This window comes from Kribbella caucasensis (assembly GCF_004361855.1).
GTDB classification, from domain to species: Bacteria; Actinomycetota; Actinomycetes; order Propionibacteriales; family Kribbellaceae; genus Kribbella; species Kribbella caucasensis.
Genome location: NZ_SNWQ01000010.1, coordinates 76,407 through 100,456 on the forward strand (window position 1 = coordinate 76,407; position 24,050 = coordinate 100,456).

Consider the following 24,050-nt stretch of genomic DNA (forward strand, 5'->3'; position numbering starts at 1 on the left):
CGAAAGGCAGTCTGATCATGGCCAAGGAACTGAGGTTCAACGAGGAAGCACGACGGTTGCTCGAGTCCGGGGTGAACGCCCTGGCCGACGCGATCAAGGTGACACTGGGTCCGAAGGGGCGCAACGCCGTACTGGAGAAGCTGACCGGTCCGCCGACCATCACCAACGACGGGGTCACCATCGCGCGGGAGATCCAGCTCCGCGAGCCGTTCGCCAACATGGGCGCCCAGCTGGTCAAGGAAGTCGCGATGAAGACCAACGGCGTGGTCGGCGACGGGACCACGACGGCCACGGTGCTCGCCCAGGCCATGGTTCGGGAAGGAATGCGGGCCGTCGACGCCGGTGCCAACCCGATGCGGGTCCGGCGGGGCATCGAGCAGACCGTGCCGGTCGTGGTCGAGACGCTGCGTTCGTGGTCGGCCGAGGTCGGTGGCCGGCAGGACCTGCGGCACATCGCGACCCTCGCGGCCAGCGACGACGAATCGATCGGCGAGGTGATCGCCGAGGCGGTCGAGCGGGTCGGCCGCAACGGGATCGTCACGACCGAGGAGTCCGACTCGATCGGCCTGTCGGTCGAGGTCGTGGACGGGATCGAGTTCGACCACGGCTACATCTCGATGTACATGGTCACCGACCAGGAGCGGATGGAGGCCGTCTTCGACAACCCGGTCATCCTGCTCACCAACAAGAAGATCACGCAGGTGCAGGACATCATGCCGACCGTCGAGGTGGCGAAGCGCGCGGACCGGCCGCTGGTGGTACTGGCCGAGGACGTCGACGGTCCCGCGCTGCAACTGCTTGTCGGCGGCAACATGCACAACACCATGCAGTCGGTCGTCGTCCGTGCTCCTGGTTTCGGTCATCGCCGGGTGGCCGAGCTGGAGGATCTCGCCGTGGCCCTCGGCGGTCGGGTGATCGCGAAGGACACCGGCCTGGAGCTGGCCGAGGTCGCTCTGGATCACCTCGGGTCCTGTGACCGGATCACGATCACGGAGAACGGCACGACGATCGTCGGCGGTCATGGGGATCCTCGGTTGGTCGAGGCCCGGCTGACCCAGCTGGAGACGCAGTTCGAACGAGCCAGGATCGACGCCGACCAGGACAACCTGCAGCTCCGGATGGCACGGCTGTCCGGACGGGTGGCCGTCATCCGCGTCGGCGGCGCGACGAGTGTCGAGCTCAAGGAACGGATGCTGCGGGTCGACGACTCGCTGGCCGCCACCCGCGCCGCTCTCGAGGAGGGCGTCGTGGCAGGCGGAGGCACGGCGCTCGTCCAGGCGCAGGAGGCGGTGTCTCGGGTCGAACTGACCGGTGACGACGCGGTCGGGCGTGAGGTAGTACGGCGCGCCCTGCCCGAGCCGCTGCGCTGGATCGCGATCAACGCCGGGTACGACGGCGACGAGGTGATCGACAAGGTGGCGAGCCTGCCGCTCGGACACGGCTTCAACGCCCTGACCGGCGCCTACGCGGACATGTTCGACGAAGGGGTGATGGATCCGCTCAAGGTCACTCGTGCGGCGCTGGAGAGTGCGGCGTCCATCGCGGCCCTGCTGATCACCACGGAGACCGCTGTCGTGGAGGAGATCTTCGGTCACCCCGGCGCGATCATGGCCCCCGGCTTCGGCGATCTGGCCGAGGGCATGGTCCGGCCCTCCAACATCTACTGAATCATGACACTCGACCAGCTCCCACGGGCTGCCGGCGCGCTGGTGACGTCGCTGGACAGCAGCGGCGCCGAACGTCTTCGGCTGATGGACCTCGGGCTGCTGCCCGGCACCGAGATCCGGGCCGACCTGACCAGTCCACTGGGCGATCCCACGGCGTACCTGATCTGCGGCAGCCTGATCGTGCTGCGCCGTTCTCAGGCCCGGTCCATTCACGTCGAACTGGTGAAGACGTGAGTCACGACTGTGGGAGTTGTGCGCTGAACCCCCAGCGGTTGGAGGTGGTTGCCGGCGGCTACGACTACGTGGTCGCGGTCGCCGGCAACCCGAACACCGGGAAGAGCACGGTGTTCAACGCCCTCACGGGACTGCGCCAACGGTCCGGCAACTGGCCCGGTACGACGGTGACGCGGGCCGAAGGGGGATATCGGTTTAACGGGCACGGGTACAAGGTCGTGGATCTTCCCGGCGTGTACTCGTTGCGGTCGGCCACTGGTGAGGAGGACGTCGCCCGCGACTTCCTGCAGCACGGCACGCCCGACGTGACGGTCGTGGTGGTGGACGCGACGCGGCTGGAGCGCAACCTGAACCTGGTGCTGCAGATCCTGCAGGTCACCGACAAGGTCGTCGTCGCGCTGAACCTGGTCGACGAGGCCGAGCGGCACGGGATCACCGTCGACACGCGCCACCTCGCCCGTGAGCTCGGCGTACCGGTGACGGCGACCGCGGCGCGACGGGGACGCGGGATCACGGAGCTGCAGGAGTCGATCGACCTGGTGGCTCGCGGGAAGGTCGCTTCGCGGGGACGTCGGCTGCGGCTTGACGACCTGTCTGAGGATGAGGTCGTCGTAGCGTTCTTCGCCGAGGCCGGCCGCATCGCGCGGTCCAGCATCACCGTCGATGGCCGTGCGCGGCTGACCGTCGACCGGATGCTCGATCGGGCGCTGACCCATCGGGTCTGGGGCTTCGTGGTGATGGGGCTGCTGTTCTTCGGGGTCTTCTGGTTCACCATCACGGGCGCCGCCGTACCGTCTGATTTCCTTTACCGGCTGCTGGTGCAGGATGGTCACGTTCTGGTCCGGGAGCTGCTGAGTGGCGCCCCGTGGTGGATCACCGGACTCGTTGCGGACGGCATCTATCTGGGGACGGCCTGGGTGATCGCGGTGATGCTGCCGCCGATGGCGATCTTCTTCCCGCTGTTCACCCTGCTGGAGGACTTCGGCTACCTGCCACGGGTCGCGTTCAACCTGGACCGGCTGTTCGCCTCAGCCGGTGCGCACGGCAAGCAGTCGCTGTCGATGATGATGGGCTACGGCTGCAACGCGGCCGGAGTCACCGCCACCCGGATCATCGACAGCCCGCGCGAACGCATGATCGCCATCGTCACGAACAACTTCAGCATCTGCAACGGACGCTGGCCGACGCTGATCCTGATGGGCACGGTGTTCATCGGCACGCTGGTGCCACCGGCTCTTGCGGGACTGGTCGCGGCCGGCAGCGTCGTACTGGTCGCTGTCCTGGGCATCGTCACCACACTGGTCGTTTCGTGGGGTCTGTCGAAGACGGTTTTGCGTGGTGCGACTTCGGTGTACTCGTTGGAGCTTCCGCCGTACCGGCCGCCCCAGGTCCTGCGCACCATCTACACCAGCGTCATCGACCGGACGCTCAAGGTTCTCTGGCGAGCGATCGTGATGGCAGCACCGGCGGGCGCGGTGATCTGGCTGATCGGCAATGTCAGCGTCGACGGCTCGAGTATCGCCGCGCACGTCTCCCACGGTCTGGATCCGTTGGGACTCGCTCTCGGCTTGAACGGCATCATCCTGCTGGCCTACCTCGTCGCGATCCCCGCCAACGAGATCATCATCCCCACCATCCTGATGCTGACGATGACGCTGGGCCCGATCCAGTACGGCGTATCCAGCGGCGTGATGCTGGAACTCGCCGACACCGAGACCGGATCGGTCCTCGTTCAAGCCGGGGGATGGACAGTTCTGACCGCCATCAACCTGATGCTCTTCAGCATGCTGCACAACCCTTGCAGCACGACGATCCTGACGATCTGGAAGGAGACCAGGAGCCTCAAGTGGACCACCACGGCGACCTTGCTACCGCTGGCCCTGGCCTTCGGAGTCACCTTCGCAACCGCAGGTCTGGCTCGCCTCGCGGGTTGGGCTTAGCGATGTCCGCCGTCACGCCGCGGTGGACGTGAGGGCGACGGCTACCCGGGCGGCGATGGTGGCGTTGTTTCGGGCCAGGGCGAGGTTTGCGGGGATGCTTTGGCCGTCCGTCTCCCTTTCGATTCTCCCGAGGACGTACGGGGTGACGGCGGGACCGGTGATTCCTGCGCGAGAGGTCGAGTCGAGTGCGGCGGTTAGTACGGCGTTGATTCGGGACTCTGGGATCTCGTGCTCGACGGGAATCGGGACAGTTAGCAAGACACCGGTATCCGGTCGCGCCCGGAAGCGGAGTACGTCGCAGACCACTCGCTCGTCGTCGACCCGGTGCGGAACCGGCAAACCGCTCGAGCGCGTGTAGAAGGCCGGGAACCAGTCGTGCTGCCAGCCCAGGACCGGGACGCCGGCGGTCTCGAGGTACTCGAGTGTTCGGGGCAGGTCGAGGAATGCCTTGGCGCCGGCGCAGACCGTGATGACGGGATGGTTGGCGATGGCGTCGAGGTCGGCCGAGATGTCCCCGGTGAGTTCGGATCCGCGGTGTACACCACCGATGCCGCCGGTGGCGAAGACCGAGATGCCGGCCGCATGGGCCAGCGAGACCGTCGCCGAGACCGTGGTGACGCCGACGTCCCATCCCTGTGCCTGCGCCACTGACAGATCGCGCTCGGCGACCTTCCGCGTGCCTTGCAGCACTCTTTTCTCTTCGTCCGGGGTGAGACCGACATGCGGGCGGCCGTCGAGGATCGCGGTCACGGCCGGTGTGGCGCCGTGGTCGAGAACTGCTTGCTTGCAGAGCTCGAGTGCCTCGGCGTTGGCAGGGGCAGGCAGGCCGAGGTTCGAGAAGATCGTCGACTCCAGCGCGACGACCGCACGGCCTTCGGCCAGGGCCTGCGCCACGTCGTCGGACAAGACGGCATTGTGAGTCACGAACAGCACCCTAATCGTCGGCGGTCATGGTCAGTGTCGCGCCTGGTTCGGTGAGGACTCTCCTGGCGAGGTTGTGGCCCGCCTCGACCGCCTCGATGACCTCGGCGTTGTCGAGTACGGCGGACAGGAAGCCGGCCGCGAACGCATCACCGGCGCCGGTCGTGTCACGCACGTCGTCCACCGGGGGTACGTGGACGGTTGCTGATCTGTTGGCTGCGAAGTGAACCTCGGTGGGTTCCATGCCGTTCTTGACCACAACCGTCGTACCAGCAGTCGCAAGCTCTCGCAGGGAACCAAGATCGGCTTCGGTTCCGTTCGCGAAGACGTAGGTGGGCTGCAGTGCTCTGATCAGATCACGGAAGGTCGCGGGTCCAAGAGAATCGATGAGAGCGACCGAGGACGCATCGATGGTGAGAATGGCGCCCTCGGCACGAGCGATGTCCGAAGCCTGACGGAGGACGGGCCGTGATGGACCGTCGAGGGAGTACGCCGAGAGGTGGACCGCTGCCGCGCCGGAGATCCAGGAGTCCGGTACGTCGGCCAGCTCGGCCGCGGCCCCTCGGTCTGGGTACATCGTTCGTTCCCCAGCCGCATCCACAATGAGCACGATGGTGCCAGTCCGTCCCCGTCTCTGGACCCTGGTGTCAACGCCCGCCATGGCCAGTTCCCGCACAAGCGCCTCGCCGACGGCGTCGTCTCCCACCCGCCCGATGAACCGGGTCCGCGTCCCCAGACTGCTCGCGAAAGCAGCAACGTTGGAGGCCGCGCCACCGCGTGCCCGATGGATCCGCGCCGGATTGTCCGTCCCGGCCCGCGGCGCCCCATCAGCCCAGACAACAACGTCTTCAACAAGATCGCCAATACACACAAGCATGCCCCGATCCTCTCCGATGCCGCAGTCACAGGGTCACACCTCCGGTCTGGCTGGGCGGCCAGCGGGTGGCTCGATCAGGTCAATCGAAGTGGCTCGCCGAGGTCGAACCATCAGATGGTGATTGCGAGTTTGCCGACTGTACCGGTGGTGAAGTCGGTGAGAGCTGATGCTGCTTCGGTGAGCGGGTAGGCCTTGGCGAGAGGTACCCGGAGCCGTCCTTCGATGACCTCGGCCGCCAGTCGGGACAACGTCTCGGGGGTGGGGTCCGCCATGATGTCCGTCGCCACCAGGGTCGACCGGGTGGGTTCGTAGTGCCTGGTCGACGCGAGCCGGCCCCCGGCCGGGAGCAACTCCGCGATGCTGTCGCCGTCACCCGCGAGGTGCAGTGCGGAGTCGACGCCTGACGGGGCGATCGCCTTGACCTGCGCGACGAGATGATCCGGGTCGACTGTCCAAGTGGCGCCCAGGCCGGTCACGAAGGCAGCTTCCGCGCCGGGCCGTGCGGTCGCGATCACCGTTGCACCCCGTGCTGCAGCGAGTTGGATCGCGTACGAGCCCACGCCGCCGGTCGCACCCGAGATCAGGATCGTCTCGCCGCGCTGAGGGGAAACGGCGTCCACGGCGTTGAGTGCGGCCGTGCCGGCGAGTCCGAGCGCGCCGGCCCTGGTGTGGTCGAGTTGGGTGGGCCTTCGGGCGATGCCGTGCTGTTCGCTGACCACGGCGTACTCGGAGAAGGCACCCTGACCGAGCGTTGGCCGTATGACGACACCGAACACCTGGTCGCCCTCGTTCACCCTGGTCACGCCTTCACCGACACCCGCGACCACACCGGCGAAGTCCTTGCCGAGGACAACGGGAAACTCGTACTCGTACACGCCCTGGAGAAAGCCGCCGAGCACGCCGAGATCGAACCCGTTGATCGACGAGGCCTGGACTCTGACGAGTACCTCACCCGATCCGGGCTGCGGTACCGGCAGTTCGGTGATGGCCGGCGCCGAACCGAACTCCGCGAACGACACCGCGCGCATCGTGGGCGAATCGAGCACCCGATCTGCAAGCTCCGCGACGTTCTCGACCGCATCGGTGACAAGTGGAGCGTGCTCCTGATGCACCTACTCAGCAGCGGACCCAAGCGGTACTCCGAGTTGCAGCGCTCGATCGACGGCATCTCCCAGCGGATGCTGACGCTGACGTTGCGCAGCCTCGAGCGAGATGGACTGGTCAGCCGCGCCGTCACACCGACCTCGCCGCCCCGCGTCGACTACTCGCTGACCCCGGTCGGCGAGACGTTGTCGGGCCACGTGGCACAGCTCATCCACTGGGCCGAGGATCACCGCGAGTACGTCGCGATCTCGCGCCTCACCTACGACGACCGAGCGGAATCCACTACGAGCTGATTCATCGCTTTTGGCCCGGCCAGGACGACGAGGCCGAACATGGACGCGGCGGCGCCGGCGATCATCAGGGTGGCCATGGGGACTGCGGTGTGTTCGCCGCCGAGGCCGGCGATGGGGGCGATGGTGCCGGCGGCGACCCATTGGACGAAGCCCTGGATGGCCGATCCGGTGCCTGCGTGATCCGGTACGGCGGCCGACGCGAGCGCACCGCCGTTGGGAATCATCAGGCCCTGGGCGGACATCAGGACGAAGAAGCAGACCATCGCCAGGATCAGCGGCGTGTCGAACCACAGGGCGCCGGCCAGCATCGCGACGCCGGCGGTGAGGGCGGCGAGTTGACCGGCCAGGATGAGTTTGCGGGTGGCGACTCGTCCGGCGAGCCGGGCTGCGACGAGTGCGGCGACGGTCATGCCGACGGCGTTCGCGGCGAAGTCGATCGAGTACGCGACCGGAGACAGGCCGTTCATCGATTGCAGTACGAACGCGGACGTGGCGACGTACGCAAAGAGTGCGCCCATGGCGGACCCGGCGACGACGACGTAGCCGATGTACTCGCGGTGGCCGAGGACGACCCGGCCGGCGGTGAGGAAGTTGCGCAGGCCGCCGCCGTGACGGCGTTCGGGTGGTAGTGATTCGGGTACGGCGACCAGGACGGCGACGGTCATCGCCAGTCCCAGCGCGGCGACGGCCCAGAACGAGACCCGCCAGTGAGTCAGTTGGAGGATGACGGCTCCGAGCAGCGGGCCGACGATGGGGGCGATGCCGCCGACGCCGGCGATGACGTTCAGCACCCGGACGAGTTGGGCGCCGCGGGCCAGGTCGACGATGACGGCGCGGCCGATCACCATCGCCCAGCCGCCGGCGAAGCCCTGGACGAACCTGGCCACGGTCATGACCGCGATCGTGGGGGTGAGGGCACACACGATGGAGGCGATGGTCATCGCCAGGATCGCCGTCAGTAGTGGCCGGCGCCGGCCGCGTTGGTCCGAGACCGGGCCGCCGGCCAGTTGCCCGAGAGCCATGCCGACGAAGAACGTCGTAAGGGTGAGCTGGACCTGGGTGGCGGTCGCGGTCAGCTCGGCGGCGACCTGCGGGAAGGCCGGCACGTACATGTCGGTCGCCAGAGGCGCGATCGCGGTCAGGAAGATCACGGTCGCGACCAGCCCGGCGGTGAGCCGGGCCTGGTGGCGCGAGCGGTTTGCAGGCGGCGCGACGTGCGCCGTCTCCGGGGTGTCGAGGTTGGTCACGGCCGGAGCAGCACCTTGATGGCTTGGCGGGTGTCCATGGCCTGGTAGCCGGCTGCTGCGTCGTCGAGGGGGAGTTCGAGGTCGAACACGCGGCCGGGGCGGATCTTGCGGTTCCAGATTCGGTCGATCAGGTCCGGCAGGTACTGGCGTACGGGTGCGGGGCCGCCGTGGAGGTGGACGTGGGAGAAGAACAGTTCGTCGCCGTTCAGGTTCACGTCGTGGGTGACGCCGACGTAGCCGATGTGGCCGCCGGGGCGGGTGGAGCCGACGGCCTGCATCATCGATTCCTGGGTGCCGACGGCCTCGATCACCGAGTGCGCACCCAGTCCGTTGGTGAGGCCCTTGATCTGCTCGATGCCGGCGTCGCCGCGTTCGGTGACGATGTCGGTCGCGCCGAACTCCCGCGCCAACTGCTGGCGCGATTCGTGCCGGCTCATCGCGATGATCCGCTCCGCCCCGAGCTGCTGCGCAGCCATCACTCCGAGTAGCCCGACCGCTCCGTCGCCGACGACCGCGACGGTCTTGCCCGGGCCGACCTGCGCGGCGACGGCGGCGAACCACCCGGTGCCGAGGACGTCGGAGGCGGCCAGGAAGTCCGGCACCAGGTCGTCGTCGGGGACCTCGGGTGTGGCGACCAGGGTGCCGTCGGCCAGCGGCACCCGCATCCGCTGCGACTGCGCGGCCCCCGACAAACCGAGGATCTCCCGGTTGACGCAGGAGGTCTGGTAGCCGGCCCGGCAGATCTCGCAGGTGTTGTCGGAGGCGAAGAACGACCCGACCACGAACTGGCCCGGCTTGACCGTGGTGACCGCCGTACCGACCTCTTCCACGATGCCGGCGTACTCGTGCCCCATCGCCATCGGCTCGTCGACCTTGTCCGCACCCCGGTAGGGCCACAGATCGGACCCACAGATGCAGGTCGCCGACAGCCGAATGATCGCGTCGGTCGGCTTCAGGATGGCCGGCTCCGGCCGGTCCTCGACCCGGACGTCGCCGGGGGCGTGCATGACTACACCACGCATCGGTGGATTCTCCTCGTATCGAGCTGAGTCTTCGATCGGGCCGGCGGGGAGAGTGATCCGCGCGGGCCTGGCTGACTCCAGTCAACGCCGCGGGGGAGGGCTGAGGGAGTCTCTGTCGTGACGTGTACCGATAGTGCATCCCACCCGGCCGGAACACGTCGTACCGTCGTTGCTATGGACAACCGCGCCGAGGTCCGCGAGTTCCTGATCTCGCGGCGAGCGAAGGTCACCCCGCAGCAGGCGGGGTTGCCCGACGTCGGCGATCGCCGGGTGCCGGGACTGCGTCGGGGTGAGGTTGCCGCGCTCGCGGGGGTGAGTGTCGAGTACTACGCCAAGCTCGAGCGCGGGGCGCTGGGCGGCGTGTCCGCCTCGGTGCTCGATGCGATCGCCCGGGCGCTGCAGCTCGACGATGCCGAGCGGACGCATCTGTTCCACCTGGCCCACGCCGCCGACGGCACCAGCGCCGGTATGCGCCCGCGCCGCCGGGCCGGTAAGCGCTGGACTCCGCGGCCGAGTCTGCAGTGGGTGCTGGACAAGTTCACCGCCCCGGCCATCGTCCGCAACGGCCGGATGGATCTGCTGGCCTGCAACCACCTCGGCCGGGCCATGCATGATCCCCTGTACGACGCGGCAGCCGGCGGACAGCCCAGCTTCGCCCGGTTCACCTTCCTCGACCTCGACGCCGCCCACGACTTCTACCCCGACTGGGACGGCGCCGCCGACATCTGCGTCGCGATCCTGCGCACCGAAGCCGGCCGCGACCCGCACGACAAAGAACTGCACGACCTGGTCGGCGAACTGTCCACCCGCAGCCCCGACTTCCGCCACCGCTGGAGCAGCCACAACGTTCGCACCCACGGCGCCGGCACCAAACTCTTCCACCACCGCGACGTCGGCGACCTCGAACTCGCCTACGAAAGCATGGACATGATCTCCGACCCCGGCCTGACACTCACCCTGTACGCCGCCGAGCCGGGTTCACCCACCGCCCACGCCCTCGACCTGCTGGCCTCGTGGACCGCCCAGACCACATCCGGCCAGACCCCATCCGCCCAGCCTGAGACCTAGGCCGGCACCCGCTGTCCGGTCGTCGCGAACGACGGCGGCCGTGCTCTGTCGTGGCCTGCTCCGTTGTGGAAGGCAACCATGATCTCGTTCTTCGCTCGCTTGGCTGCGGTCGCCGCGCTGATGATGGTGACCGCGCCCAGGTCGTCGATGCCACCCTGAAGGACAGCGGCACGGCGCGAGCTGCTTGCAGGCGCTGAGACGGCCGCAATTACGTGGAGCTGTTGGTGTCCGAGCTCGTGACAAACCCGTTACTGCGATCAAGACTGGCGTTACCGATCGAGGTCTGCTCGGCACTTTTCGTGACTGGCGGGTCTCCAAATTGGTAGTGCACTGCCAGGGGGCAGGGGCGAGGATTCTTTACGACCACGCGGTTTGCTGGTCTGTGTCATCAGTGCGGCAGGGGGAGATGCGGTAGGGGGAGATGAATCATGTCAGGTTTAGACACGCCTGAACGCGGGTTCCAGATCAGTCGGCGCCAGGCTCTCGCGGCGCTTGGGTTGGTGGGAGTTGCCGGTGCGGATGCGGTCACGCGCACGCCGAGCGCCTACGCCGCGGATCGCGGCGGCGTACCGACGATCAGCGGCCGTGTCGTGGCGGTCGGCATTCCCGGAGCGTCGGCAATCGCTCCGGTCGGCACATTCCTGCCAGGTAGCCCGATCCACAGCAATCCCGTGCTTGCGGCATTCACGCAGCCTGGCCGGGTGTGTGACCCGACCCGCATTGTGGTCGGGAGCAGGTCGAACTTCGGTGCCCCGAAGGCGAATCCGGACCAGGCGGCGGGTTCGTTCCTTTCCATCGATCCGGGCGGCGCCGATCTCGCCGTACCGGACCGGTTCGCGGCCTCGGGCGGGCAGGCGTCCGCGCTGGGCGGGGCCGTCCAGATGTACAGCGCGCAGAGCCCGAACTGGCGCAACGGTTTCTATACACCCGGTGCTGTGACCGCGGACCAGACGGCGGTCGCGAATCCGCTCGGCATGTCGATCAACAATGCCTTCGGCCGGTTCTGGCCGGCCAATGCTCCGTACGGGCTGAACGGCCCCGGCTCCTCGTCGATCGCCGATCCGGACGGACGTCCACTGGCAGGCGCGCCCAACCCGACTACGGGTGGTGTCTACTTCGGCGATATCACCGGCCGCACCCCGACGCAGGTCATCCCCGGCGCGATTTCCAAGGCGGCTGTCGGCACTGCTCTCATCGGCCGATCACCGGACGGCAGCGGGCGCGCGGTGTTCGCTGTGGTGGTAGCCGATGGGAGCGTCGTACAGGAGCACACGGTGAAGGCGCTCGACGGCATCGCGCCGCCCCGTACGGTCCAGCCGCTCGTCCATCGCTCCTGGGGCCATGACAGCGGACACCGCGGGCGGGTCCCGCTACCGCGGCTCGGAGTCCTGATTAGCTACGCGCCCGAGCTCATCCTGTACGTGAGTCAACCCTTCGACGATTCGATCAAGGTCATCGAGCTGACGATCGGTGGCCCGCAAGGCAACGAGGTGTTCGTGCCCAGCGGACTGCGCACCATCAGGTCATCGGCCTTGGATCAACCGCTCGACCTGGCTCCGGTGCGGATCGACACCACGCATCCGGACCATGCCAGCAACACCACGCTGCAGCCGGGCAGCGACATCTACATCTGCAACCGTGGCAACGACACGATTGTCCGGATGCGACAGGACGGCACGACCGTGGGCGTCCGCAGAGTTCGCCTGGGGCGTCACTCGCTCGGTGGCGCGCGGCTGAACGGCATCGCGACCTCGACCGACGGCTCGAGGATCTGGGTGACCTACGTGGGCGCGCTGCCCGGCGGTGACGACGCCGAGGGAGGTGTCCTCGAGCTCCCCGCCTTCTAAGCAGTCCTCAGAGATCGGGGATGGGGTCGTCGCCGGGTGGTCGTTGCCGGAGGTAGTCCTCGACGCCGAAGAGATGGGCGGCCATCCGGGTCCGCGCGCGGTCCGGGTCGTGGGCGGCGAGGGCGGCGAGGATGGACCGATGTTCGGCGTGGGTGGCCTGGTCGGCACCGTGCTGGCTGATCGAGCGCCACAGCCGGTCCCGGCTGGTCCGGCCGCCGAGGGCCTCGATCAGCGCCGCGAGGACGGGGTTGCCGGAGGCTTTGGCGACGATCTGGTGGAAGGCGATGTCGTCGTCGATGATCGCCTCGTGGTCAGGCTCGTCCTTTACGAGTTCGGCCTCGATCCGGCCCAGCATCTGGTCGGCCGCGGTCAGGTCGTCCGGGCTGATCGACCGGGCCGCGAGCGCGGCTGCCTCGGTCTCGAGCATCCGTCGTACGGCGTGCAGATGGTGCGCACCACTGCGGTCGTGCAGGTCGACGACGAACCCCATCGGTGCCAGCAGCAACGAGGAGTCGAGCGAGGTGACGTAGGTTCCGTCGCCTTGCCGGGTCTCCAGGACGCCCATCACCGACAGGGCGCGAACCCCTTCCCGCAAAGGGTTCCTGGACACCCCGAGCGCTTCGGCGAGATCCTTCTCCACCGGCAGCCGGTCGCCCGGCCGCAGCTTGCCCTCGACGATCAGGTTCCGGATGCCCTGGACGACGACGTCGGTCTGCGAGGTCATGGGATCGTTTCCGGTACGACGGGCGTCGCCCAGTACGTCCCGGTCGGGAACGTGTAGGCGTCCAGCGAATCGGTGTGCATCTTCGCACTGTAACCGGCTGCCGACGGCAGGACGTAGGCGCCGTTCCGGACTACGCAGGGGTCGACGAAGTGCTCGTGCAGATGATCGACGTACTCCGTCACCCGCCGGTCGAGCGACGCCGACACGGCGACGTAGTCGAAGATCGCCAGGTGCTGCACGAGTTCGCACAACCCGACGCCGCCGGCGTGCGGGCACACGGGTACGTCGTACCAGGCCGCCATCAGGTAGACCGCGAGAATCTCGTTGACACTGCCCAGCCGGGCCGCGTCCAGTTGGCAGTAGTCGATCGCCTTGGCCTGGAACAGCTGCTTGAACAGCACCCGGTTCATCCCGTGCTCGCCGGTCGCGACGCCGATCGGTGCGACGGCCGTCCGGATCGCCGCGTGCCCGAGGATGTCGTCCGGGCTGGTCGGCTCCTCGATCCAGAGCGGGTCGAACTCCGCCAGCGCCCGCACCCACGCGATCGCCTGCGGCACGTCCCAGACCTGGTTCGCGTCGATCATCAGCTTCCCGTCCGGGCCGAGCACCTCACGGGCGATACCGCAGCGGCGGATGTCGTCGTCCAGCGATGCGCCGACCTTGAGCTTGACATGTTGGTAGCCGGCGGCAACCGCCTCCTCGCACAGCCTGCGCAGCTTGGCGTCCGAGTACCCCAGCCAGCCGGCCGACGTCGTGTAGCACGGGTAGCCGGTGGCCGCGATCTCCTCGATTCGTTGCTTCCGGCCCTCTTCTCGTCCGGCCAGCAGCGCGACTGCCTGCTCAGGGGTGAACACGTCGGACAGGTAGCGCAGATCCGCGGCCGCGACCAGCTCTTCGGGCGACATCTCGGACAACAGCCGCCACAACGGCAGGTCGGCACGCCGGGCGGCGAGATCCCAGACGGCGTTCATGACGGCGGCGAGGGCGAGGTGGACGACGCCCTTGTCCGGTCCGAGCCAACGCAACTGGGTGTCGGACTGCAACTCCCGATAGACAGCGCCCAGGTCGGCGCAGATCTCGTCGACGTCCTGTCCGACCAGGGGGAGTCCACGCTGTTGCGCGGCGGCGACGCAGAGGTCATTGCCACGGCCGATGGTGAACGTGAAGCCGTATCCGCACAGGTCCGGGTCGTCGGTCTGTACGACGACGTATGCGGCCGAGTAGTCGCCGTCCTTGTTCATCGCATCTGAGCCGTCCAGGGTCAGCGAGGTCGGGAAGCGGACGTCGGTGACCTGCACGTTCGTGATGACTGGCATGGGACCCCCTCGAAGAGCAGGCACGATAGATGGGATGTTTCGGAACTTTCGACGAGCCACAGTATGGACCCTGCGCGTCAGCGGCGCTACGATCTCGGCAATTCATAGGATTAATCTCCTCGATGGAGGACTCCTGGTATGAGCAACCTGGTGAGCTCGGACCGGGCGGGGACGCACCGCCTGTACTACGAGCACCCCGCGCGCAGCTGGCTGGAAGCGGTGCCGCTCGGCAACGGGCGGATCGGAGCGATGTGCTTCGGTGGCGTCGGCACCGACCGGATCGGACTGAACGACGAGACCTGCTGGTCAGGCGGTCCGGAGACGGCGCGCCTGCTGTCGGAGCCGCTCGGCGCGATCGGAGCCGAGGCCGTGCAGGCAGTACGCGCGGCGCTGGCCGGCGGCGACATCCGGCGGGCCCATGAACTGGCCCGTGGATTCCATTCCGGCTACTCGCAGGCGTATCTGCCGCTCGGCGATCTGCTGCTCGACATCGCGGTCGACGGCTCCACGCCGGCTGCTGGGGACGTAGCGCGGTACCGCAGGCAGCTCGATCTCGACACCGCGATGGCACTGGCGGAGTACGAGGTCGGGGGAGTGACTGTCCGGCAGGAAGTGTTCGTGAGTGCGCCGGCCGGGGTGCTCGTCCTGCGGATGACCTCGTCGAAGCCAGGTGCACTCGACGTCACCGCGCGGCTCGCCTCGCAGTTGCGCTCCCGGCCGCACGTGGCCGACAACGGCGTAGGGCTGCTGTTGCAGGCGCCGGCCGATGTCGCGCCACCGCATCGCGATGTGCCGGAGCCGATCCGGTACTCCGAAGGCGCGGATCGCGGGATGGCGGCGGCGATCGCACTGCGCGCGCGGACCGACGGCGAGGTGCACGCCGACGAGACCGGTCTCATCGTCCGGGGAGCCGGCGAACTGACCCTGATCCTCTCGACAGCGACCGGGTACGACGGCCCGTCAACCGTGCCGACGCGGACGGCGCAGGAATGCTGGACAGCCGCTGACGAGAGGGTGTCCGCCGCACTGGGCCGTGAGTACGGCGAACTCGTCGCAGAGCATTCCGAGGATCACCAGGAACTGTTCCGTCGCGCATCGCTCGAGCTGGCCGGTCCTCCGGACATCGATGAGCTGCCGACCGACGTGCGGTTGACCCAGCACGGCGACGACCCCGCGCTGGCGGCGCTGGTGTTCAACTACGGGCGCTACCTGATGATCGCGAGCTCGCGTCCCGGCGGGCTGCCGACCAACCTGCAGGGGATCTGGAACGACATCCTGCGGCCGCCGTGGAGCTCGAACTTCACGGTCAACATCAACACCGAGATGAACTACTGGCCGGCCGAGACGACCGGGCTGCCGGAGTGCCACCAGCCGTTGCTCGACTATCTGGTTCACCTCGCCGAGGCGGGCCGGAGTACGGCGCGTGAGCGGTACGGCTGCGGTGGCTGGACGGCTCATCACAACGCCGACGCGTGGTGCTGGACGCTTCCTGTCGAGGGCGATCCGCGGTGGTCGAACTGGCCGATGGCAGGTGCCTGGCTGGTTCGCCATCTGTGGGATCACTACGCGTTCACGGGCGATCTGGAGTTCCTCGGCCGGGTGTGGCCGGTGCTGCGCGGCGCCGCGGAGTTCTGCCTCGACTGGCTGGTCGAGCTGCCGGACGGGAGTCTGGGTACGTCGCCCTCCACCTCACCGGAGAACGACTACCTGGCCGATGACGGCGAGCCCGCGTCGGTCACGGTCTCGTCGACGATGGACCTCGCGCTGATCGCGGACCTGTTCGACCGGTGTGCGCAGACCGCTGGGCTCCTCGAGTTGATCGATCCACTCGTGGAGCGGCTGGTGCTGGCCCGCAAGCGGATCCCCGAGCCGTCGATCGGTGGCCTTGGGCAACTTCAGGAGTGGGCCGCGGACCTGCCGGAGGAGGACCCGCACCACCGGCACATGTCGCATCTGGTCGGCCTTCATCCCGGCGACGCGATCACTCCGGACGGGACCCCGGCCCTGGCGGCAGCCGCGGCGCGCACGCTGGATCTGCGGGGTGATCAGGCGACGGGCTGGTCATTGGCCTGGAAGATCAACCTCCGGGCCCGGCTGCGCGACGCGGCCGCGGCGCATCGGCTGGTGCGCGCCTTTCTGAGCCCGGCAGACGACACTTCGACCGACTACGTGGGTAGTGGCGCGGGCGTCTACCCGAACCTGTTCTGCGCCCATCCGCCGTTCCAGATCGACGGCAACTTCGGTGCGACCGCGGGGATCGCGGAGATGCTGCTGCAGAGCCACACCGGCGAGATCGAACTGCTGCCCGCCAAGCCGGCGGAGTGGCCGGCCGGACGCGTGACGGGTCTCCGCGCCCGGGGCGGCGTCACGGTCGACATCGCCTGGCGCACGGATGGCACCGACGTGGTGCTCACCGCCGATCGGGACCAGGAGCGCGTCGTCCGCTACGGCGATGAGCGGATCGCGGTCCAGCTGAAAGCCGGCACAGCCCACCGTCTCAGCCTGAGCTGACCGGCCTAGGGAGGAGGAGACTCTGATGGCAGTCCTGACAACCATTCCGCCGCCGGTCGGCGAAGCACCGGCCCAACAGCGACGACGTCGGCGGCGTGAACGCACCACCATCACCCGTCTGCGCCGAAGTCTGCGCCGGCACTGGACGCTCTATCTGCTGATGGTCGTGCCGCTCATCTGGTTCGTGGTGTTCAAGTACATCCCCATGTCCAACGCCGTGCTCGCGTTCAAGAACTACAACGTGGTCAAGGGCATCTGGGGCAGTCCGTGGGTCGGCTGGCAGAACTTCGAGCTGTTCTTCCAGAACCCGGTGTTCTGGAACCTGGTGAAGAACACCTTCCTGCTGTCGGTCTATACCGTCGCGGCGAGCTTCCCGATCGCGATCATCCTGGCGCTGGCCCTGAACGAGATCCGCATGGGTCTGTTCAAGAAGACGGTCCAGCTGGTGACCTACGCGCCGTACTTCATCTCGACGGTGGTCGTGGTGTCGATGACGATCCTGATGCTGTCGCCGCGCCTGGGCATCGTCAACGAGGGGCTCGGGTTCTTCGGCGTGCCGGCGATCGACTTCCTCGGCAACCCGGACTACTTCCGGCACATCTACGTCTGGTCCGACGTCTGGCAGACCACCGGGTACTCGGCCGTCATCTACCTCGCGGCGCTGGCCGGGGTCGACCCGGCGCTGCACGAGTCGGCCAAGATCGACGGCGCCACCAGGCTGCAGCGGATCCGGCACGTCGATCTGCCCGGGATCATGCCGACCGCGGTGATCATCCTGGTACTTGCCGTCGGCAACATCATGGCGATCGGCTTCGAGAAGGCGTTCCTGCTGCAGAACCCGCTGAATCTCAGCGAGTCCGAGATCATCGCCACCTATGTGTACAAGACCGGTCTGCTGAACGCCGACTTCAGCCTGGCCACCGCCGTCGGTCTGTTCAACTCCGTCATCAACCTGGTCCTGCTGCTGGGTGTCAACATGGTCGCCAAGCGCATCACCGGAAACGGACTGTGGTCATGAGCGCCGGGAGCCAAACCGGGGCGCGGCTGAGCCAGCGGACCGAGCGGCGGGCGGCGCGGGCGCGCCGGATTCGGGAGTCGCGCACGGACCGGATGTTCATGTTCTGCGTCTACCTGCTGCTGGCAGTGTTTCTGGCGGTCGTTCTGCTGCCGCTGATCTACATCGTGGCGAGTTCGTTCAGCAGCCCGGAGGCGGTGTCGTCCGGCCGGGTGCTGTTCTGGCCGGTGGAGTTCTCGCTGCGCGGGTACGACGCGGTGTTCGAGAACCCGCAGGTCCTCAGGGGCTACGCGAACTCCTTGTTCTACACGGTCGTCGGCACGCTCGTCAGTGTCGTGATGACGATCGCGATCGCGTATCCGATGTCGCGCCGCACGCTGGTCGGGCGAAACCTGGTGATGAGCGTGATCCTGTTCACCATGCTGTTCACCGGCGGGCTGATCCCGACGTACCTGGTGGTTCAGCAGGTCGGATTGCTGGACACCCGGTGGGCACTGATCGTCCCGCAGGCCATCGGGGTCTGGCAGGTGATCATCGCCCGGACGTACTTCCGCACCGTGATCCCGGACGAGCTGGCCGAGGCCGCGCAGCTGGACGGTTGCGGCGACCTGCGGTTCCTCTGGTCGGTGGTGATTCCGCTGGCCAAGCCGATGATCGCCGTGGTCGCGCTGATGTACGCGATCATGCAATGGAACTCGTACTTCGACGCGCTGATCTACCTGAAGAACCCGGACCTGTTCCCGCTCCAGCTCGTGCTGCGCAACATCCTGATTCTCAACACCTACAGCGGCGGCGCGATCGACGCTTCCGTCGTCCTGCAGCGGCAGCAACTGGCCGATCTGCTCAAGTACTCGCTGATCGTCGTGGCCAGTGTGCCGGTCCTGCTCATCTACCCGTTCGTCGCGCGCTATTTCACCAAGGGAATCATGATCGGCGCCGTCAAGGGCTGATCCTTCGCACCATCTCTACCCCTGTGAGGGACAACATGACAACTCAGCTCAGGAGAACCAAGTCCGCGGCGGTCGCCGGGCTCTGCGTGCTGGCGCTCGGTCTGGCCGCCTGCAGCGGATCCGGTACGACCGCGGAGGAGGGCAAGCCGCTGCCCACCGTGACCGGCAACCCGGCGGTGACACTGGACGTCTTCGCGCCACAGGGCGCCGAGACCAACCTGGCCACGAACGAGTTCACCAAGAAGATGAACCAGAAGTTCAACATCACCTTCAAGTGGCAGGTCACCACGTTCGATGCCGGCCCGGCCAAGGAGAAGCGGCAGATCTCGCTGGCCAGCGGCGACTACCCGGACCTGTACATGCTGATCCCGTGGGTCGAACAGTTCACCCCGACCGAGCTGCTGAAGCTGGGCAGCCAGGGCGTCGTCGTACCGCTGAACCAGCTGATCGACCAGTACGCGCCGAACATCAAGAAGGCCCTCGACGCGGAGCCGGAGTGGAAGGCGATGGCGACCGCGCCGGACGGCAAGATCTACGGCATGCCGCAGTTTGTCGACTGCTACCACTGCACGTACCAGGGCAAGCTGTGGATGAACACCGCCTGGCTGAAGAAGCTCGGGCTCGAGCAGCCGAAGACCACCGAGGACATGGTCAAGGTGCTGCGGGCGTTCAAGACGCAGGACCCGAACGGAAACGGAAAGGCGGACGAGATCCCGCTCACCGGGAGTGTGCGGAGCCTGCTGATCCCGTACTTCATGAACGCCTTCATCTACGACCCGCAGGGCGCCAGCGGTTACAACAACTCGACCCTGGTCCTGAACGACGGCAAGGTCGACGTGCAGGCCAACAAGGACGGTTGGCGCGAAGGGCTCAAGTACCTGAACTCGCTCTACAAGGAAGGCCTGATCGACAAGGGCGCGTTCACCCAGAACCCGGACGCGCTGACTCAGCAGGGTGATGGCGGCAAGGTGCCCATGCTCGGTGCGGCCACCGTCCTCCACCTGGGCGAGGCGCTTAGCATCGGCGCGGCCGACGGTCGCGACAAGCAGTACGACGCCGTACCGCCGCTCACCGGTCCTCAGGGAGTGAACCACACCGGGTACAACTTCCCGAGCGCGCCGGGCGCGACGTTCGTGCTGACGAACAAGGCCACCCAGGAGGAGCAGATCCAGGCGATCAAGCTGCTCGACTACATCTTCACCGACGAGGGCCAGATCAACGGGCAGTTCGGCAGCGAGGGCAAGGCCTGGACGAAACCGCAGCCCGGGGACGTCGCGCTCGACAAGTCGCTGAAGCCGACGTTCAAGCAGATCCCGCAGAAGCCCGGTGCGACACCGCTGAACTCCGGGTGGGGAGCGATGGCGCAGTACAACAACACCGAAAAGTTCCGGAACTCCGAGGCGATCGCGACCGACATCTACAGCCAGGCCGGGTTCGAGCGGCGCTTGTTCGAGGCGACCAAGCTGTACGAGGGCAAGGAGGACAAGGCGCTGATCTACCCATTCTGGAAGGTCTGGATCGACCCGTCGCTCGCCACTGAGGTCGCCACCCTGCAGACGAACCTCGATAACTACGTCCAGCAGAACTCCCTGCAGTTCATCACCGGGTCCAAGAACCTCGACACCGAATGGGACGCCTACGTCAAGGGCCTGGAGGGACTCGGCCTCAAGCGCTTCCTCGAGATCCAGCAGACCGCCTACGACAAGATTCCCAAGTAAGTCCCACGGGACCGGCCGGAGCAGGCCCGGCCGGTCCATACCCCTATGACGAGGAGCATGGTGTCCGGATCTGTTGCCAAAGGCCCGTTCGATGCGACGTTCGAGTCCTTGATGGGTTTCGAATGTCCGGAGTGGTTCCGCGACGCGAAGCTCGGGATCTGGTCGCACTGGGGACCTCAGTCGGTGCCGCGATACGGCGATTGGTACGCGCGCAACATGTATCGGGAAGGCTCTGATCAGTACCGGTACCACCTGCGGACGTACGGACATCCTTCGGAGTTCGGGTACAAGGACGTCGTACGGCAATGGAAGGCGGAGCGGTTCGATCCGGACGCCTTGATGGACCGGTTCGTTGCGGCCGGTGCTCGGTACTTCGTGGCGCAGGCCGTCCATCACGACAACTTCTTCAACTACGAGTCGTCGGTGAATCGCTGGAACTCGGTGAAGATCGGGCCGGGCAAGGACATCGTGGGCCTGTGGAAGGCCGCCGCGGACGAGCGCGGACTGCCGTTCGGGATCACCGAGCATCTCGGTGCCGCGTTAGGTTGGATGGCGGTCAACAAGGGCAGCGACAAGCGCGGGCCGTTCGCCGGTGTGCCGTACGACGGAACCGATCCGGCCAATTGGGACTTGTACCTCGACAACAGCCGGTTCCTGCCGGCGGAAGACATCGAGGTTCAGGACCCGTGGTACTGCAACGAGCCTGGGTGGCACAGTTACTGGCTCGAGGCAGTGACCGAGATGATCGATCGGTACCAGCCCGACCTCCTCTACTCCGACGGGCCGCTGCCCTTCGGCGACGCCGGATACACGCCCGGTCTCCGTGCGGTGGCCCACCTGTACAACACCAGTGGGTTGATCCATGGGACGAACCGTGCTGTTTACCAGCAGAAGGATCGTCGACCCGAGGTGAGTGTGGTCGGTGTGCTGGATATCGAACGCAGTCAGACTCCTGGCATCCATCCGACGCCATGGCAGACCGACACCTCGGTCGGCGACTGGTTCTACAACGTCCGCGATGTCTACAAGACCGCGGGACACGTGATCGAGCTGCTCGTCGACATCGTGTCGAAGAACGGCAACTTGTTGCTCAACGTGCCGCAGTTGCCCGACGGCACGCTCGATCTCGAATGCTCGCAGCTGCTCGACGACCTCGGTGCCTGGATGCGAGTTTGCGGTGAAGGCATCTACGGCACGAGACCGTTCCGGGTGTTCGGCGAGGGGCCTTCGAGCGTTGTCATCCACGGGTTCACCGAAGATCGGGTGAACTGGACGAGTTCCGATTTCCGCTTCACTTGCCGGGAGAACACCGTCTACGCGTTCCAGCTGGGTTGGCCGGACGACGGACGCGCCGTGATCCGAAGCCTGGCGGGCCATGAGGTTGTGACCGGCGTTCGGCTCCTTGGTCACGGCCCTGTTCCCTTCGAGCAGGCGCACGGAATTCTGGTGGTCCGGCTGCCCGAGGCCTCTCCGGTTGACGTCGCGAACTGCCTCGCTGTCGACCTCCGCGCACGGCGGGCCCTACGACTAACTGAGGACATATGACCAACCTGCTGCGCTGGACCACGCCTGACCTCGCCCTGACCTTCGTCCTCGACGACGGTCCCGTCCGGCTGATCGCTGTCCGCGAGGCCTCCCAGCCGAGGGGTGGCGAGCCTGATCCGAGCCAGCCTTTGGTGGAGGTCGCCGCCGTGGGGCACGGTCATTCCAGCAATCGTCACGCCGGCACCGTCCTCGGGCGGCAGTTGCGGTACGCCCGGCACGACGAGACCGAGACCACGCTGCGCATCGTCCAGGAGGAGCTGACCACTGGTCTCCGCGTCACCAGCGTTTTCGAAGCGCGAGCCGGCGTACGCGCCTGGACCGAAGCCTCGATCATCGGGCCGGGCTCTCTGGAACTCACCAACCTGTCGTCCCTCGTGATCGGCCTCGCGTCGATCGACGCCGAGCTGTACTCCGCCGCCAACAGCTGGATGGCGGAGAACCGTTGGTCGAAGCGCGTACTCCGGGACGTGTTGGCCGACATCGTCCGCGACCCGCACCACCACGTCGCCAACAGCCGGCACGCGGTGACCGGTACGAACTCGTGGTCCACGGGAGAAACGCTGCCCGTCGGCGTTCTGGTCGACCGGAGTACGCCGTACGCCCTGGGCTGGCAGATCGAGCACAACGGCCCTTGGCACTACGAGTTCGGCGAGAACCGGCGCGGTGGCTACCTGCTGCTGAGCGGGCCGACCGACCACGAGCACCAGTGGAGCGTCGAGATCACCGCCGGCAAGCCGTTCACGACGGTGCCGGTGTCGCTCGTCGTCGGGACCGACGTCGACAGCGTGTTCGCGGCGCTCACGCGTCAGCGCCGCGCGATCCGGACGCGGCGCCCGATCGACGACCGGATGCCGGTCGTCTTCAACGACTTCATGAACACGTTGAGGGGTGACCCGACGACCGAGAAGCTGCTGCCGTTGATCGACGCCGCAGCCGAGGTCGGTGCGGACTACTTCTGCGTCGATGCCGGCTGGTACGCCGAAGGCGACTGGTGGAACACCGTCGGCGCCTGGGAACCGTCGACGACGCGCTTCCCGAACGGACTCGCCGAGGTGATCAACCGGATCCACCAGCACCGAATGGTGCCCGGGATCTGGCTCGAACCCGAGGTCATCGGCGTCCGCTCACCGATCGCCGACGAACTACCCGACGACGCGTTCCTCACCCGCCACGGCAAGCGAGTCGCCGAGAACGGTCGCTACCTGCTCGACCTGCGCAGCCCGGCCGCCCGCAAGCACCTCGACACCACCGTCGACCGGCTGGTCGACGAGTTCGGCATCGGCTTCTTCAAGTTCGACAACAACACCATGACCGGGCCCGGAACCGACAAGGGCGGGACGTCGCTCGGCCACGGCCTGCTCGAACACAACCGCGCACTGCTGAGCTGGCTGGACGCCATCCAGGAGCGCCATCCGGACCTGCTGATCGAGAACTGTGCCTCCGGCGCGATGCGGATGGACTACGCCATGCTGTCCCGCCTCCACCTGCAGTCGACCTCGGACCAGGAACATCCGTTGCTCTATGCACCGATCTCCGCGGCTGCGCCGGCCGCCGTACTTCCGGAGCAGGCCGGTAACTGGGCGTACCCGATCACCGGCACCACCCGCGAGGAGTTCACCTTCGCCCTCGTCAACGGCATCCCCGGCCGCCTCTACCTCTCGGGTCACCTCAACCGCATGACGCCGGCCGAGCTGGACCTCGTCCGGTCCGCCCTGACCGCCCATCGCGCCGTACTCGATGATCTGCACACGCTCGTCCCCGCCTGGCCGCTGGGTCTGCCGATGTGGACCGACGATTGGATTGCCCTCGCACTCAACGGTGTGGACGTCTCCTACCTGACCCTCTGGCACCGCGCTCCCGGCCCGTCCACCATCACCCTCCCGATCCCGCGCTCGAAGATCGCGCCACATTTCCCCACCGACCTCGGCGACTGGACCTACGCCTGGAACGACGACGCTCTGGTCATCAACGCCAACACCCCCGAACCCGCAGCCCGCGTCCTCCGCCTGGAATGACCCCATCGTCCAGAGACCACAGAAGGATGACTCAGC

Annotated in this window: 19 protein-coding genes; 12 read left to right on the top strand and 7 right to left on the bottom strand. The window is 67.1% G+C overall.

Annotated elements, in window-relative coordinates; translation table 11 throughout:
* Positions 1–17 precede the first annotated feature (17 nt).
* From groL to feoB, 3 genes are read left to right on the top strand one after another with little or no spacing between them, the layout of a single operon-like run.
* A complete protein-coding gene (gene groL, locus EV643_RS21220; RefSeq protein WP_133801851.1) occupies positions 18–1,667 on the top strand; it encodes a chaperonin GroEL in 1,650 nt (549 codons plus the stop codon).
* Positions 1,668–1,670: 3 nt separating this feature from the next.
* Positions 1,671–1,901: a FeoA family protein gene (locus EV643_RS21225; protein ID WP_133801852.1), complete on the top strand. Its 231-nt coding sequence runs from the start codon at positions 1,671–1,673 to the stop codon at positions 1,899–1,901.
* The gene (gene feoB, locus EV643_RS21230; protein WP_133801853.1) at positions 1,898–3,841 is read left to right on the top strand and encodes a ferrous iron transporter B; all 1,944 of its coding nucleotides are present in this window, start codon (positions 1,898–1,900) and stop codon (positions 3,839–3,841) included. The genes EV643_RS21225 and feoB overlap by 4 nt, the downstream gene beginning before the upstream one ends.
* A gap of 12 nt (positions 3,842–3,853) precedes the next feature.
* On the opposite strand, the gene EV643_RS21235 is transcribed toward feoB, so the two are convergent.
* From EV643_RS21235 to EV643_RS21245, 3 genes are all read right to left on the bottom strand, one after another.
* Positions 3,854–4,765, bottom strand: coding sequence for a pseudouridine-5'-phosphate glycosidase (locus EV643_RS21235; protein ID WP_238165702.1), 912 nt, complete (start codon positions 4,763–4,765; stop codon positions 3,854–3,856).
* A 10-nt stretch (positions 4,766–4,775) separates the two neighbouring features.
* A complete protein-coding gene (locus EV643_RS21240) occupies positions 4,776–5,639 on the bottom strand; it encodes a carbohydrate kinase family protein (protein WP_133801855.1) in 864 nt (287 codons plus the stop codon).
* A gap of 110 nt (positions 5,640–5,749) precedes the next feature.
* Positions 5,750–6,751, bottom strand: a complete 1,002-nt coding sequence (locus tag EV643_RS21245; RefSeq protein WP_202869674.1) for an NADP-dependent oxidoreductase — start codon at positions 6,749–6,751, stop codon at positions 5,750–5,752.
* Between EV643_RS21245 and EV643_RS21250 the strand changes: the two genes are divergently transcribed.
* Entirely contained in the window at positions 6,746–7,036 is a 291-nt protein-coding gene (locus tag EV643_RS21250) for a winged helix-turn-helix transcriptional regulator (RefSeq protein WP_133801856.1), read from the top strand. The two genes, EV643_RS21245 and EV643_RS21250, sit on opposite strands and share 6 nt — an antisense overlap.
* Here the strand turns inward: EV643_RS21250 and EV643_RS21255 are convergent.
* A complete protein-coding gene (locus tag EV643_RS21255; RefSeq protein ID WP_133801857.1) occupies positions 7,003–8,283 on the bottom strand; it encodes a multidrug effflux MFS transporter in 1,281 nt (426 codons plus the stop codon). The two genes, EV643_RS21250 and EV643_RS21255, sit on opposite strands and share 34 nt — an antisense overlap.
* Positions 8,280–9,305, bottom strand: coding sequence for a zinc-dependent alcohol dehydrogenase family protein (locus tag EV643_RS21260; protein ID WP_133801858.1), 1,026 nt, complete (start codon positions 9,303–9,305; stop codon positions 8,280–8,282). Before EV643_RS21260 ends, EV643_RS21255 begins: the two co-directional genes overlap by 4 nt.
* A gap of 174 nt (positions 9,306–9,479) precedes the next feature.
* Here EV643_RS21260 and EV643_RS21265 point away from each other — a divergent pair, with 174 nt between their 5' ends.
* Together EV643_RS21265 and EV643_RS21270 are read left to right on the top strand one after the other, a co-directional pair.
* The gene (locus EV643_RS21265; protein ID WP_133801859.1) at positions 9,480–10,373 is read left to right on the top strand and encodes a helix-turn-helix transcriptional regulator; all 894 of its coding nucleotides are present in this window, start codon (positions 9,480–9,482) and stop codon (positions 10,371–10,373) included.
* A gap of 428 nt (positions 10,374–10,801) precedes the next feature.
* Entirely contained in the window at positions 10,802–12,220 is a 1,419-nt protein-coding gene (locus tag EV643_RS21270; RefSeq protein WP_133801860.1) for a hypothetical protein, read from the top strand.
* A gap of 7 nt (positions 12,221–12,227) precedes the next feature.
* Here the strand turns inward: EV643_RS21270 and EV643_RS21275 are convergent, their stop codons facing one another.
* Positions 12,228–12,944, bottom strand: a complete 717-nt coding sequence (locus EV643_RS21275; RefSeq protein WP_133801861.1) for a FadR/GntR family transcriptional regulator — start codon at positions 12,942–12,944, stop codon at positions 12,228–12,230.
* Positions 12,941–14,260, bottom strand: a complete 1,320-nt coding sequence (locus EV643_RS21280; RefSeq protein ID WP_133801862.1) for an L-fuconate dehydratase — start codon at positions 14,258–14,260, stop codon at positions 12,941–12,943. The genes EV643_RS21275 and EV643_RS21280 overlap by 4 nt, the downstream gene beginning before the upstream one ends.
* A gap of 138 nt (positions 14,261–14,398) precedes the next feature.
* Here EV643_RS21280 and EV643_RS21285 point away from each other — a divergent pair, with 138 nt between their 5' ends.
* Genes EV643_RS21285 through EV643_RS21310 form a run of 6 tightly spaced genes read left to right on the top strand, consistent with a single transcriptional unit; the run spans position 14,399 to position 24,014 of the window.
* Positions 14,399–16,771 carry a glycoside hydrolase family 95 protein gene (locus tag EV643_RS21285; protein WP_133801863.1) on the top strand — a complete coding sequence of 791 codons (2,373 nt, stop codon included), beginning with the start codon at positions 14,399–14,401 and terminating at the stop codon, positions 16,769–16,771.
* 25 nt (positions 16,772–16,796) lie between these two features.
* Positions 16,797–17,789 carry an ABC transporter permease gene (locus EV643_RS21290; protein WP_133801864.1) on the top strand — a complete coding sequence of 331 codons (993 nt, stop codon included), beginning with the start codon at positions 16,797–16,799 and terminating at the stop codon, positions 17,787–17,789.
* A complete protein-coding gene (locus EV643_RS21295) occupies positions 17,786–18,736 on the top strand; it encodes a carbohydrate ABC transporter permease (RefSeq protein ID WP_133801865.1) in 951 nt (316 codons plus the stop codon). Before EV643_RS21290 ends, EV643_RS21295 begins: the two co-directional genes overlap by 4 nt.
* 35 nt (positions 18,737–18,771) lie before the next feature.
* Positions 18,772–20,454 (top strand): type 2 periplasmic-binding domain-containing protein, encoded by a 1,683-nt coding sequence (locus EV643_RS21300; RefSeq protein ID WP_133801866.1) that lies wholly within the window; start codon positions 18,772–18,774, stop codon positions 20,452–20,454.
* 45 nt (positions 20,455–20,499) lie between these two features.
* Positions 20,500–21,999 (top strand): alpha-L-fucosidase, encoded by a 1,500-nt coding sequence (locus EV643_RS21305; RefSeq protein WP_133801867.1) that lies wholly within the window; start codon positions 20,500–20,502, stop codon positions 21,997–21,999.
* On the top strand, positions 21,996–24,014 hold the full coding sequence (locus EV643_RS21310; RefSeq protein ID WP_133801868.1) for a glycoside hydrolase family 36 protein: 2,019 nt from the start codon (positions 21,996–21,998) through the stop codon (positions 24,012–24,014). The genes EV643_RS21305 and EV643_RS21310 overlap by 4 nt, the downstream gene beginning before the upstream one ends.
* The last annotated feature ends 36 nt before the right edge of the window (positions 24,015–24,050 follow it).